This is a genomic window from Streptomyces sp. NPDC048255 (assembly GCF_040652415.1).
Lineage (GTDB): Bacteria > Actinomycetota > Actinomycetes > Streptomycetales > Streptomycetaceae > Streptomyces.
In genome coordinates this window covers 56,708-68,741 of record NZ_JBEZMA010000013.1, presented here as the reverse complement: position 1 = coordinate 68,741, position 12,034 = coordinate 56,708, and the positions used below count along the sequence as shown (strand labels likewise).

Here is a 12,034-nt window from a genome sequence, read left to right as displayed (position 1 = left end):
TACTGTGCGACCGGCCGGCGGCTCACTGGGCGGCCCGGCGGCGGTCCTCGCGGGTTACCTCACCCGAAGGGACGCAACGTATGGTGGCATCCATGCGTGGAATTCTCCTTGCGGGCGGCACCGGCTCCCGCCTCTGGCCCTTGACCCGAGCCGTGTCGAAGCAGCTCCTCCCCGTCTTCGACAAGCCCATGATCTACTACCCGCTCTCCACGCTGGTCATGGCGGGGATCCGCGAGATCCTGATCATCACCACGCCGCAGGACCAGGAGCAGTTCCAGCGGCTGCTCGGCGACGGTTCCCAGCTCGGCCTGGACCTCCAGTACGCCGTGCAGGAGCGCCCGGAGGGCATCGCCCAGGCCTTCGTGCTCGGCGCCGACTTCATCGGTGACGAGCCGGTCGCGCTGATCCTCGGCGACAACATCTTCCACGGCAGCGGCCTCGGCACCCGGCTCGCGCAGCGGACCGACCCCAAGGGCGGCATGGTGTTCGCCTACCCGGTGGCCGACCCGACCGCGTACGGCGTCGTCGAGTTCGACGAGGACGGCCAGGTCATCTCCATCGAGGAGAAGCCGGAGAAGCCGAAGTCCCGCTACGCGGTGCCCGGCCTGTACTTCTACGACAACCGTGTGGTGGAGATCGCCCGCACGATCGAGCCCTCCGCGCGCGGCGAGCTCGAAATAACGGCGGTGAACGACGCCTACCTCCAGTCCGGCGACCTCCAGGTCACGGTCCTGGACCGCGGTACCGCCTGGCTGGACACCGGCACCTTCGTGTCGATGGTCCAGGCCTCCGAGTTCGTGCGCGTGATCGAGGAGCGCCAGGGCTTCAAGATCGGCTGCATCGAGGAGACCGCCTGGCGGTCGGGCTTCGTGAACGACGAACAGCTCCGCGAGCTCGCCGAGCCGCTGCTCAAGAGCGGTTACGGCCAGTACCTGCTGGACCTGCTCGACGAGGAGAACGCCCGATGAAGTTCCGCGAGCTCTCCATCGAGGGCGCCTGGGAGATCACCCCGGTCCAGCACGGCGACCCGCGCGGGCTGTTCATGGAGTGGTACCGCTTCGACCACCTCGCCGAGGAGGTCGGGCACCCGCTGCGCCTGGCGCAGGGCAACCTGTCGGTGTCGGCCAAGGACGTGGTGCGCGGCATCCACTTCGCCGACGTCCCGCCCGGCCAGGCCAAGTACGTCACCTGCGTGCGCGGCGCCGTCCTCGACGTGATCGTCGACCTGCGCGTGGGCTCGCCCACCTTCGGCACCTACGAGTTCGTCCGCCTCGACGACGTGGACCGCCGCGCGGTGTACATCTCGGAGGGACTGGGCCACGGCTTCTGCGCGCTGAGCGACGACGCCACCCTGTCGTACCTGTGTTCGGAGACCTTCAACCCGACCGCCGAGCACTCGGTGCACCCGCTCGACCCCGACCTGGGGATCGACTGGCCGGCCGGCACCGCCGCACAGCTGTCGGCCCGGGACGCGGCCGCCCCCTCGCTGGCCGAGGCCATCGCTTCCGGCCTGCTGCCCGATTACGAGGAATGCCTGCGCTACCGCCGGTCGCTGCGCGACGGCAGCTGAGCCCCGTCCCGTCCCTCCCGAACCCCCTGGTGCGCCCCTCATGACAACTCTCGACATCATGCTGCCGTACTACGGCAACGTCGCCCTGATGCAGGCCGCCGTACGCAGCATCCTGGCCCAGAGCGACCCCGAGTGGCGGCTGGTGGTCGTCGACGACGGCAAGGAGCCGGACGTCCCGGGCTGGTTCGCGGAGCTGGACGACCCGCGGGTCTCGTACCAGCGCAACGAGCAGAACCTCGGCGTCACGGGCAACTACCGCAAGTGCCTGGGCCTGGTCCGCGAAGAGCACTTCGTGATGATGGGCACCGACGACATCATGCTGCCGAACTACGTGGCCACCGTGCGGGCCGCCCTCGCCCGCCACCCGGGCATCGGCATGGTCCAGCCCGGTGTCCAGGTGATCGACGGCAACGGCAAGCCCACCGAGGGACTGGTCGACCAGGCCAAGAAGCGGCTGTACGCGCCCCGCGTCAAGGGTGAGCTGCTGATGGGCGGCGAGCGGCTCGCCACCAGCCTGCTGCGCGGCAACTGGCTGTACTTCCCGTCCATCTGCTGGCGCACCGAAGCGGTCCGCAAGGCGGGCCTGCGGGACAACCTGGAGGTCACGCAGGACCTCGCGCTGGAGATCGACCTGGTCCAGGCCGGCGAGCAGATGCTGATCTCCGACACCCAGTGCTTCCAGTACCGCAGGCACGCGGTCAGCATCTCCTCCCAGCAGGCCTTCACCGGCCGCCGCTTCGAGGAGGTCAACCGCTTCTTCATGGACGTCGCGGACCGGCTGGACGCGCAGGGCTGGACGAAGGCCGCCAAGGCCTCCCGGCTGCACCTGTCCTCCCGCATCCACGCGGCGACGATGCTGCCCGGCGCGCTGAAGAACAAGCAGAGCGAGGGTGCCCGCACCCTGCTGCGGCACGTCACCGGCAACGACCACCGCTGACGCAGGCCCCGTACGCCCACCCCTCCGACCGCCGGGAGCCCACGCCCATGTCCGTCACCAGCCCCTCCCTGCCCCGTGTGGCCGTCCTCGGTGCCACCGGGTTCATCGGCCGCAGGCTGTGCGCCACGCTCCACGAGCGCGGACACGGGCTGCTCGCCGTCGCCCGCAAGCAGCCCGCCGAGGCGCTGCCGGGCGAGTTCGCGGCCTTCGACCTGACCGTCGACGCGCCGGCCGCGCTGGCGGAGCTGTTCACGGAGCACCGCATCGACGTGGTCGTCAACGCGGCGGGCGGCATGTGGGGCCTGACGGACGAGCAGATGGTCCCGGCCAACCTCGGCATGGTCAGCCGTCTGCTGGAGACCCTCGCCTCCATGGCGAAGGCGCCGCGGCTGGTGCAGATCGGCACCGTGCACGAATACGGCCTCTTCCCGGTCGGCGAGACCTACACCGAGGACTCCCCCGCCCGCCCCTCGATGCTCTACGGGCAGCTGAAGCTCCAGGCCACCGAGCTGATCGCGGCGGCCGTCCGCGAGCAGGGCCTGGACGCCGTCGTCCTGCGCCTGGGCAACGTCGTCGGCGCCGGACAGCCCTCCCACAGCCTGCTCGGCGTCATGGCCGGCAAGCTGGCCGACGCGCGGGCCGCGGGCACCGTCGCCGAGCTGTCGCTGATGCCGCTGACGGCGCAGCGCGAGTTCCTCCACCTCCAGGACGGGGTCGACGCCATGGTCGCCGCCCTCGCCCCGGCCGGGCCCTGCCCGCCGGTCCTCAACCTCGGCCTCGGCCGGGCGACCTCCGCCCGCGAACTGGTCGAGCTGCTGATCGAGGAGAGCGGGGTCCCCACGCGGATCACCGAGGTCCCCGCCCCGGACGGCGGCGGCCCGGAGACCGAGTGGCACCAGCTCGACATCAGCGCCACCGAGCGCGCCCTGGACTGGAAGCCGGTCCGCAGCCTGCGCGACGCGGTCGCCGAACTGTGGACGGCCGCCGCCGCTGCCCGCGACTGACCTCCCGGTCCGCCGGTAGGATCCCGCGAGGCCTCCGGGCCCCTCGTACAGGCCCTACGCCGAGCCGGCGCTCCCGGCGCTCCCCTCTCAGGAAGTCTGACCCCTCCTTATGTCACGCAGAGCACCTGTCCTGCCCGGCCGTCGCGGAACCCTCGACGAGCTGTACTCCTCGCGGGCCAACAGCTTCGGCGTGCTGAGACTGGTCCTCGCCTCCTCCGTCGTGCTCTCGCACGTGTGGCCGCTCGGCTGGGGTCCCCTGGACCCGCTGTGGCGCTGGAGCGGGCAGCAGACCGACGTCGGGAAGATGGCCGTGATCGGCTTCTTCGTGCTCTCCGGCTTCATGATCACGGGCAGTGGGGCGCGGTCCACCTCCGGCCGCTACGCCTGGCACCGCGCGCTGCGCATCCTGCCGGGCCTGTGGGGCTCGCTGCTCGTCTCCGCGCTGCTGATCCTCCCCGCGCTCCACTACTGGCTGCACGGCTCGGTGAGCGGCTACTGGAACCACCCCGAGGGGCCGTTCAGCTACCTCAAGGGGACGTGGAACACCTCCATCAGTACCCACTGGGACATATCCGGGGTGGTGGCCGAAGGAAGGGCCCGCGGGACCAATTTCGACGGGAGCGTCAACGGCGCCCTGTGGTCGCTGAAGTACGAGATCTTCTGCTACATCATGGTCGGCGTGCTGGCCGCCGGCGGAGTCCTGCGCCGGGCCCGTAAGTTCGTCCCGCTGCTGGCCGGGGCCCTGGGCCTGCTGATCCTGCGGGACTGGATCACCGCCCCCTCCCTGCGCGGCATCCCCGGTGACATGTCGGCCGCGGTGCAAGTGCCGTTCCTGGGCAGCATGTCGGTGCACTTCATCGTCCACCTGTGCTTCGTGTTCCTGATCGGCGCCAGCTTCCAGCTGTACCGCGACCGGCTCCCGATCCACGACGGACTGGCCGCGCTGTGCGCCGTCGTCCTCGGCGCCACGATGCTCTTCGGCGGCGTCTTCGTCTTCGGCTACCCCGCCTTCGCGTACCTGCTGCTGTGGCTCGCGGTGCGGCTGCCGCGCCCCTTCCAGAAGGTCGGACGCAAGCGCGACTACTCGTACGGCATCTACATCTACGGCTTCACCGTCGAGCAGGCGCTGGCCCTGATGGGCTACGCCAAGTACGGCAAGCCCGTCTTCCTGCTGCTGGCGCTGGCCGGGACGGTGGTCCTGGCGGCCCTGTCCTGGCACCTGATCGAGTCGCCGGCGATGAAGCTGAAGAACTGGACGCCCTGGTTCGTACGCAAGCTGCGGCGCGACCCGGCCGTCCCGGCGCAGCAGCCCGGCACCCCGGAGGCCGTCCCCGCGGCGGACGGGGCGAAGCCCGAGCAGTCCTCCACGGTGTCCGCCTGACCCGCATCCCCGTACGCGTCCCGTACGCGTGCCCGTACGACCGCGCCCGCCCGGGTCCTGCCCGGGCGGGCGCGCTCGTACGGGGGGGGCGGAACGGCTCAGGAGTGGCCGAGGTCCGGGGGCGGCAGGTCCGTGACCGGCACCGAGCCCGTGTCCGGGGCCGGGCGCAGCGGGAACTCGTCCGAGGCCATGGAGTCGAGCACCGGCGGCGCGGGCCGCAGCGGCGCCGGCATGACCGCGGCCTCGGAGTGGCCGCCGCAGCCGTAGGACAGGGACACCAGCCGGCCGTCCGCCGGGCTGAACTCGTTGGCGCAGACACCGAAGGCCTGGCCGAGCGAGCCGCCGATGGCGACGAGGAATCCGCAGGACACGCACGAGGCGGGCGCCGCCTGCGCCATCGGGGTCTTCGCGCCGAAGGACTCGTCCCAGCGGTCGGCCGCGGTGTGCAGCCCGTACCGCGACAGCACGCGGGCGCGCCGCATGCCGAGTTCCTCGGCGACGGAGGTGATGGAGCCGCGCACCGGGACCACGGTGCGGTCGGTGACGTCGGCGTCCTCCGCCTCGACCAGTTCGGCCATCTCGGCGGAGACCACGGAGTTCGGCGGCGGGGTGTCCTCGCCCGACCAGCCCTGCTCCAGCCGCAGGTCCTCGGCGTCGGTGGGCAGCAGGTCGCCGGGGCCCATGTCGCCGGGGCGCAGCCGCTCGCTCCACGGCACCCACTCGGGGGCCAGCAGGGCGTCGTCGCCGGGCAGCAGCACCGTTTCGTCGAGGGTGACGTTCTTCGCGCGGGAGGCGCGGGTCACGGTGACGGCCCAGCGCCAGCCCCGGTAGCCGGGTTCCTTGCACTCGAAGTAGTGGGTGACGACCCGGTCACCCTCCGCCACGACGGAGGCGTGCTCGCCCACCACGCCGGGGAAGGCGGCCTCCTCGGCCGCCGCACGGGCGAGTTCTACCGCCTCGACGCACAGGCGGTCGGGGGTACGCGGGGTACGGCTTCGCGTCGTCGCAGCACTCACTGGTCTCGTTCTCTCCTACGCCGTCTCACGTGTGCGCCGTCCGTACTGTCGTCCACAACGACCCGTCGGTGCTGTCCGTACGTGGCGCGGGCGGAGCGGACCAGAGGGCCGCGTCGACGTCCGCACCCGATCGGCCTCGGGCGCACCTTCCTGCAATCCATTCTGCGGGATCGCGAAGAGGCGCGCGGCCGAGAGCAACCGCCGGTGGCGCGCTACGCACGCTACCTCCTCCGAAGCCTTGGGCCCACATGCAAGGTCCGATTCGCGGAACGAACGGGCGCCGGGCGGGCTCCGGGCCGTGCACGCCCGGGCGTCCGCGACGCGCCGGTAGGCGTCCGCGGGGGCCCCGTGGGGCACTATGGCCAGGTGGCACCCGTACGGTCGTCCGATGACGGCTCGGGACCGGCCAGGCGGGCCGGCCGGGCCTTCGGGCGTGCCCTGCACCTTCCCATCACCGGTACGGCGCGCGGGATCCGGCGGGCCACCCACGCACACGGGGCCGGCGAGTCCGGGCTCGGCAAACTGATCGAGCTGCACGCCATCAACGGCGCCGGCGACATGATGATCACGGTGGCGCTGGCCTCGACGGTGTTCTTCTCCGTCCCCACGGACGAGGCCCGCGGCCGCGTCGCCCTGTACCTGGCGATCACGATGGCCCCCTTCACCCTGCTGGCCCCGGTGATCGGGCCGCTGCTGGACCGGCTGCCGCACGGGCGGCGGGCGTCGATGGCGGCCGCGATGCTGACCCGGGCGCTGCTGGCGGTGATGATGTCGGGCGCGGTGGCGACGGGCGGACTGGAGCTGTATCCGGCCGCGCTCGGCGTGCTGGTCGCGTCCAAGGCGTACGGGGTGGTGCGCAGCGCGGTGGTGCCCCGTCTGCTGCCGCCGAACTTCTCACTCGTCAAGGCGAACTCCCGGGTCACGCTGGCCGGTCTGCTCGCCACGGGCGCCGCGGCGCCGGTGGGGGCGGGCCTGCACGCGATCGGCCCCCAGTGGCCCCTGTACGGGGCCTGCGTGGTCTTCCTCTGCGGCACCTTCGCCGCCTTCACGCTGCCGCACAAGGTGGACGAGGCCAAGGGCGAACGCCGGGCCCGGCTCTCCACCCACGAGGCGCACTCGAAGCGGCCGGGGCTGCGCACGGTCAGCCGCTCGGTGCTGTGCGGTCTGCTGGCGAACGCCTCGATGCGCGCACTGTCCGGGTTCCTGATCTTCTTCCTGGCGTTCCTGCTGCGCGAGCACCCCCTGGCCGGTCAGAGCGCGGCGGTGTCGCTGGGCATCGTGGGCGTCTCGGCGGGCGTCGGCAACGCGTGCGGCACGGCGGTGGGCGCGTGGCTGCGGGCGCGGGCGCCGGAGGCCATCATCGCGGCGGTGCTGTCGGTGACCCTGGGCGTGGCGATCCTGGCGGCGGTCCTGTTCAGCGGCCTGTTCATGGCCGTGCTGGCGGCGACGGCGGGCTTCTGCCAGGCGCTGGCGAAGCTCTCGCTGGACGCGATGATCCAGCGGGACGTCCCGGAGACCGTGCGCACCTCCGCCTTCGCCCGTTCGGAGACCCTGCTCCAGGTGGCCTGGGTCCTGGGCGGCGCGATCGGCATCGCCCTGCCGCTGAACGGCGTCCTCGGCATGTGCGTCGCCGCGACCGTGGTCGCCCTGGGCACGACCATGGCCGTCCGCGGCCTCCTGGGCGCCCCGCGCCACCACCCGGGCACCTCCCGCCCCCGCGTGGCGTAGCCGTCTGCCCTGCGGGCGGCTCGGCGGTCCTGGTTCGGCTGCGCCGGGGCTCCTGGGGCTCCGCCCCAGACCCCGCGCCTCAAACGCCGGCGGGGCTGAGTTTGGCTTCGGCTGCGACGGGGCCCTGCGGGCGGCCCGGCCGGGGTGGGGCTCGCTTTGACGGGGCCTGGTCGGTTTGGTCGGTCCGCGGTGCCCCTCCGGGCTGTCTCCTCGGCTCGCGCACTGAGCCCCCGCTACGCACGTGGAACCCGGGTTGCGCGCTCGTCCTGCGGGGACAGCCCTGCGCGGCACCACTCCCCTCCACCCCGAGTCCCGCAACGGGCGCAAGGTCTGGCTTCCGGAGCCTGGGCGTGGGGCGGGGACGCGCAGGAGGGTCCCCGCAGGACGAGCGCGCAACCCGGGCCGAGACTCTCGAAGCCGGGGCCAAGTGCGCGAGCCGAGGAGACGCTCCGGAGCGGCCCCGGCCCACACCCAGCAACCACGCCAAGCACGGCGAGGGCCAAATACAGCCCCGCCGGCGTTTGAGGCGCGGGGTCCGGGGCGGAGCCCCGTGCAGCCGCGCCGCAGACGCACGCCGCGCCGCAGGCGAGGGGACCCCGTGCAGCGGCGCAGCCCAGCGGCCCGATAGCCTTCGGCTCATGACCGCACCGCTTTTCTCGGGTAGGGCCCGCCGCAGCGTCGCGGCCCTCGGAGCCGTGTCCGCCGGCCTCCTCCTCCTCTCGGCCTGTGACAAGCCGACACCGCTGGCGACCGTCACGGTCGGCACCTCGTCGGTGTCCGCAGAGTCCGCCTGCCACGACGCCACGGAGCTCTCCACGGACAAGGTCCAGGAGTGCCTCACCAACCTGAAGGACGCCAAGTCCGTCGACTACGCCCGCGGCGACACCCTGCGGCTCGGCGTCGAGCCGGACGTCGTCGAGGACGGCAAGAAGTGGCAGGCGGTCCTGGACGGACAACCGATCACCGAGCCCTCCTCCAACACCTACCGCAGCTTCCCCGGCGCCGACGTCTTCGCGACCGGCGGCCAGGGCGAGGCGCCCAGCTCGAAGAAGCTGGCCATCGTCCAGGTGGCCGAGGACGGCAAGCCCCTCGCCGTCTGGTCCTTCAACCTCAAGCTCAAGTAACCGGGCGGCACCCGTGCGCGTGCTCGTCGTGACCGCGGTGGCGGCGGAGGCAGACTCCGTCGTGACCGGTCTGACCCCTCATCCGGACGCCCCCGGTCCTGAGCCGCGCACCCTTCCCGGCGGGTACCTCATCACCCGCCGGGACCTTCCGGGCGCCGCCTTCGACGTGGTCGTCGCGGGCGTCGGGCCGGCGGCGGCCGCCGCCGGCACCGCCACCGCGCTGGCCCTCGCCGATTACTCGCTCGTCGTCTCCGCGGGCATCGGCGGCGGTTTCGCCCCCGCCGCGCCCGTGGGCTCCCTCGTGGTCGCCGACGCGATCGTCGCCGCCGACCTGGGGGCCGAGACCCCCGAGGGCTTCCTCGACGTACAGGCCCTCGGCTTCGGGCGCAGCGTGCACCTGCCGCCCGCCGAACTCGCCGCCCGCGCCGCCGAGGCGACCGGCGCGCTGCTCGCGCCCGTCCTGACCGTCTCCACCGTCACCGGGACCGCCGGCCGGGCCGCCGCGCTCGCCGCCCGGCATCCGCTGGCCGGCGCCGAGGCCATGGAGGGGTTCGGGGTGGCGGAGGCGGCGGCCGCGCACGGGCTGCCGGTGCTGGAGGTCCGGGCCGTGTCCAATGCCGTGGGTCCGCGCGACCGCGCCGCCTGGCGGATCGGGGACGCGCTCGCCGCCCTCGCCGACGGCCTGCGCGTACTGGGACCCGTACTCGCGAACTGGGGAGAACGCCATGAGCACCGGTGACCGTGAACCGCTGGGCATCGCCTATTCGCCGTGCCCGAACGACACCTTCGTCTTCGACGCCTGGGCGCACGGCCGCGTCCCGGGCGCGCCCGCCCTCGACGTCACCTTCGCCGACATCGACCTCACCAACGGCATGGCCGAGCGCGGCGAGCTGGACGTGCTGAAGGTCTCGTACGCCGTCCTGCCCTGGGTGCTGGAGGAGTACGCGCTGCTGCCCTGCGGCGGGGCGCTGGGGCGCGGCTGCGGGCCGCTGGTGCTGTCGCGGGAGCCGGGCCTGGAGCTGGCCGGCAAGACCATCGCCGTGCCGAGCGAACGCTCCACCGCCTACCTGCTGTTCCGGCTGTGGGCGGCGGACGTGCTGCCCGAGGGCGTCGGCAAGGTGGTCGTGCTGCCCTTCGACGAGATCATGCCGGCGGTGCGCGACGGCCGGGTGGACGCCGGACTGGTCATCCACGAGGCCCGGTTCACGTACCGGGACTACGGACTGCACTGCCTGGCCGACATGGGCGAGCACTGGGAGTCCACGACGGGCCTGCCGATCCCGCTCGGCGCGATCATCGCCAAGCGGGCGCTGGGCGCGGACCGGCTGCGCGCGCTGGCCGAGGCGGCCCGTACGTCGGTCCGGATGGCCTGGGAGGACCCGGAGGCGTCCCGCCCGTACGTGCGCGCCCACGCGCAGGAGCTGGACCCGGCGGTCGCCGACCAGCACATCGGGCTCTACGTCAACGAGTTCACCGCGGACCTCGGCGACGCCGGCTACGCGGCGGTGCGGGGGCTGCTGACCCGGGCCGCGGCCGAGGGCCTGGTGCCGGCCCTGGCGCCGGGGGCGCTGGACTTCCCGTGACGGCGAAGCCCCGCCGCTCGGAGTGAGCGGCGGGGCTTCACCGTCGTGGGTTTGACCGCCGTGTGTCCCTGAGGGCGGGCGCTGCGGTCAGACGTCGAGCTGGTCGGCCACCGCGCGCAGCAGGCCGGCGATCTTCGCGCCGTGCACCTTGTCGGGGTACCGGCCGCGCTCCAGCATCGGGGTGATGTTCTCCAGCAGGGTCGTCAGGTCCTGCACGATCGAGGCGAGCTCGTCGGGCTTGCGGCGCTGGGCGGCCGCGACGGACGGCGCCGGGTCCAGCACCGTCACCGACAGCGCCTGGTCCCCGCGCTGGCCTGCGACGACTCCGAACTCGACGCGCTGACCGGGCTTGAGGGACTCGACGCCGCTGGGCAGCACCGACGAGTGGACGAAGACGTCGCCGCCGTCGTCGCGGGAGAGGAAGCCGAAGCCCTTCTCGCTGTTGAACCACTTGACCTTGCCGGTAGGCAAAGCACGCACCCCGTCTCACATACCCGAAACCGAACCAACATGTCTCAGCAGGTCAGGGTATCCATGTACCTGGGCCGTGACTGCCTGCTATTGCTGTGAAGAGTCTCCCCTCACAACCACCCCGTCAAGCATGGCCGAAGGCCCTCTGCCCGGAACTCGTCCATGGGCAGGACGGACCCCCGGGCGGGAGGGGACCGGGCCGTGGCGCGGCGGGAACTACCCTGGTGCGGTGACTGACACTTCTCGCGTCGACGAAGCGCGGCCCGGCGACGCCCTGGTCAAGGCCGGCGGCATCGTGTTCATCGCGGGCGCCGTGGCCACGCTGGCGACCATGGCCCCGCTGTTCCTCGACATCGACCCGTTCCCCTCGTACGCCTGGGCCGTGTGCATGCTCATGGGCGTCGGCTTCGCCATCTCGGCGGCGGGCGTGCTCCGCTCGGCCGCGGCGCAGCGCCGGGCGGCCCGGGAGTCCCAGGCCTGACCCGGGCGGACGCCTGACCGGGGCCCGCCCGTGCGGACCGGTGCGCCGGGCCGCCTGCTGCCTAGGCCGCCTGCGCGGCCACGTACTGCGCCAGCCAGTCCGGCAGTGCGGTCAGGTCCGGCAGGACCACGTCGGCGCCCGCCGCCCGCAGTTCCGGCTCCGGGCACGGACCGGTCGGCACCGCCACCGACAGGGCGCCGGCCGTACGGGCCCCGCGTACGTCGCCCACATGGTCGCCGACGTAGACCTGGGCCCCGTACTCGCGCAGCGCACCGGCCTTGGCCTCCGCCCAGAGCCAGCCGATGACGGCGTCGGGCTCGATGCCGAGGTGCGCCAGGTGCAGGCGGGCGTTGGGCTCGTGCTTGGCGGTGACGACGATCGCGCGGCCGCCGAGCGCCTGGACGGCCTCGACGGCCTCGCGGGCGCCGGGCATCGCCGGGGTCGGCTCGATGGCGTGCGTGGGATAGATCTCCCGGTAGCGGTCCGCCATGGCCGGGATCTCGGCCTCCGGGAACCAGTACGCGAGTTCCTGGTCCAGCGGCGGCCCGAGCCGCGTGACCGCCTCGTCGGCGTCGATGTACGTACCCGTCTCCGCCGACAGGGCCAGATATGCGGCCTTGATGCCCGGGCGCGAATCGATGAGGGTCATGTCGAGGTCGAAGCCGACGGTGAGGTTCATACCGGCCATTGTGCCGATCCGGGCCGCCGGAAGGAGAACGTAGACTTAGGTCCGCCTTAC

Annotated in this window: 13 protein-coding genes; 10 read left to right on the top strand and 3 right to left on the bottom strand. The window is 72.8% G+C overall.

Annotation, left to right across the window (positions count from 1 at the left end; all coding sequences use genetic code 11):
• Nucleotides 1-92: 92 nt before the first annotated feature.
• The 5 genes from rfbA (at nucleotide 93) to AB0D94_RS13690 (ending at nucleotide 4,892) form a co-directional block, all read left to right on the top strand.
• Nucleotides 93-968 (top strand): glucose-1-phosphate thymidylyltransferase RfbA, encoded by an 876-nt coding sequence (rfbA, locus tag AB0D94_RS13710; protein ID WP_362050545.1) that lies wholly within the window; start codon nucleotides 93-95, stop codon nucleotides 966-968.
• On the top strand, nucleotides 965-1,570 hold the full coding sequence (rfbC, locus tag AB0D94_RS13705) for a dTDP-4-dehydrorhamnose 3,5-epimerase (RefSeq protein ID WP_362050542.1): 606 nt from the start codon (nucleotides 965-967) through the stop codon (nucleotides 1,568-1,570). Before rfbA ends, rfbC begins: the two co-directional genes overlap by 4 nt.
• Before the next feature lie 40 nt (nucleotides 1,571-1,610).
• Entirely contained in the window at nucleotides 1,611-2,507 is an 897-nt protein-coding gene (locus AB0D94_RS13700; protein WP_362050539.1) for a glycosyltransferase family A protein, read from the top strand.
• A gap of 47 nt (nucleotides 2,508-2,554) precedes the next feature.
• Complete coding sequence (locus AB0D94_RS13695) at nucleotides 2,555-3,511, top strand: NAD-dependent epimerase/dehydratase (RefSeq protein WP_362050536.1); 957 nt, start codon at nucleotides 2,555-2,557, stop codon at nucleotides 3,509-3,511.
• Nucleotides 3,512-3,620: 109 nt separating this feature from the next.
• The gene (locus tag AB0D94_RS13690) at nucleotides 3,621-4,892 is read left to right on the top strand and encodes an acyltransferase (RefSeq protein WP_362050533.1); all 1,272 of its coding nucleotides are present in this window, start codon (nucleotides 3,621-3,623) and stop codon (nucleotides 4,890-4,892) included.
• A 98-nt stretch (nucleotides 4,893-4,990) separates the two neighbouring features.
• On the opposite strand, the gene AB0D94_RS13685 is transcribed toward AB0D94_RS13690, so the two are convergent.
• Nucleotides 4,991-5,908, bottom strand: a complete 918-nt coding sequence (locus tag AB0D94_RS13685) for a DUF3027 domain-containing protein (protein ID WP_362050530.1) — start codon at nucleotides 5,906-5,908, stop codon at nucleotides 4,991-4,993.
• 348 nt (nucleotides 5,909-6,256) lie between these two features.
• On the opposite strand from AB0D94_RS13685, the gene AB0D94_RS13680 reads away from it, so the two are divergent.
• From AB0D94_RS13680 to AB0D94_RS13665, 4 genes are all read left to right on the top strand, one after another.
• A complete protein-coding gene (locus tag AB0D94_RS13680) occupies nucleotides 6,257-7,636 on the top strand; it encodes an MFS transporter (RefSeq protein ID WP_362050527.1) in 1,380 nt (459 codons plus the stop codon).
• A 638-nt stretch (nucleotides 7,637-8,274) separates the two neighbouring features.
• Nucleotides 8,275-8,760 (top strand): DUF2771 domain-containing protein, encoded by a 486-nt coding sequence (locus AB0D94_RS13675; protein ID WP_362050524.1) that lies wholly within the window; start codon nucleotides 8,275-8,277, stop codon nucleotides 8,758-8,760.
• A gap of 13 nt (nucleotides 8,761-8,773) precedes the next feature.
• On the top strand, nucleotides 8,774-9,499 hold the full coding sequence (locus AB0D94_RS13670; protein WP_362050522.1) for a futalosine hydrolase: 726 nt from the start codon (nucleotides 8,774-8,776) through the stop codon (nucleotides 9,497-9,499).
• The gene (locus tag AB0D94_RS13665; RefSeq protein WP_362050519.1) at nucleotides 9,486-10,343 is read left to right on the top strand and encodes a 1,4-dihydroxy-6-naphthoate synthase; all 858 of its coding nucleotides are present in this window, start codon (nucleotides 9,486-9,488) and stop codon (nucleotides 10,341-10,343) included. The genes AB0D94_RS13670 and AB0D94_RS13665 overlap by 14 nt, the downstream gene beginning before the upstream one ends.
• Before the next feature lie 87 nt (nucleotides 10,344-10,430).
• Here AB0D94_RS13665 and AB0D94_RS13660 read toward each other — a convergent pair whose 3' ends face one another.
• The gene (locus AB0D94_RS13660) at nucleotides 10,431-10,814 is read right to left on the bottom strand and encodes a cold-shock protein (protein WP_362050783.1); all 384 of its coding nucleotides are present in this window, start codon (nucleotides 10,812-10,814) and stop codon (nucleotides 10,431-10,433) included.
• A gap of 229 nt (nucleotides 10,815-11,043) precedes the next feature.
• On the opposite strand from AB0D94_RS13660, the gene AB0D94_RS13655 reads away from it, so the two are divergent.
• Entirely contained in the window at nucleotides 11,044-11,295 is a 252-nt protein-coding gene (locus AB0D94_RS13655; protein WP_362050516.1) for a hypothetical protein, read from the top strand.
• Between the two features lie 61 nt (nucleotides 11,296-11,356).
• Here the strand turns inward: AB0D94_RS13655 and AB0D94_RS13650 are convergent, their stop codons facing one another.
• Nucleotides 11,357-11,983: an HAD family hydrolase gene (locus AB0D94_RS13650; RefSeq protein WP_362050513.1), complete on the bottom strand. Its 627-nt coding sequence runs from the start codon at nucleotides 11,981-11,983 to the stop codon at nucleotides 11,357-11,359.
• Between the last annotated feature and the right edge of the window lie 51 nt (nucleotides 11,984-12,034).

Bases quoted from the DNA above. Each gene is read 5' to 3' on its own strand.
- rfbA (WP_362050545.1), top strand. From the start codon at position 93: ATGCGTGGAATTCTCCTTGCGGGCGGCACCGGCTCCCGCCTCTGGCCC.
- rfbC (WP_362050542.1), top strand. From the start codon at position 965: ATGAAGTTCCGCGAGCTCTCCATCGAGGGCGCCTGGGAGATCACCCCG.
- AB0D94_RS13700 (WP_362050539.1), top strand. From the start codon at position 1,611: ATGACAACTCTCGACATCATGCTGCCGTACTACGGCAACGTCGCCCTG.
- AB0D94_RS13695 (WP_362050536.1), top strand. From the start codon at position 2,555: ATGTCCGTCACCAGCCCCTCCCTGCCCCGTGTGGCCGTCCTCGGTGCC.
- AB0D94_RS13690 (WP_362050533.1), top strand. From the start codon at position 3,621: ATGTCACGCAGAGCACCTGTCCTGCCCGGCCGTCGCGGAACCCTCGAC.
- AB0D94_RS13675 (WP_362050524.1), top strand. From the start codon at position 8,275: ATGACCGCACCGCTTTTCTCGGGTAGGGCCCGCCGCAGCGTCGCGGCC.
- AB0D94_RS13665 (WP_362050519.1), top strand. From the start codon at position 9,486: ATGAGCACCGGTGACCGTGAACCGCTGGGCATCGCCTATTCGCCGTGC.
- AB0D94_RS13650 (WP_362050513.1), bottom strand. From the start codon at position 11,983: ATGGCCGGTATGAACCTCACCGTCGGCTTCGACCTCGACATGACCCTC.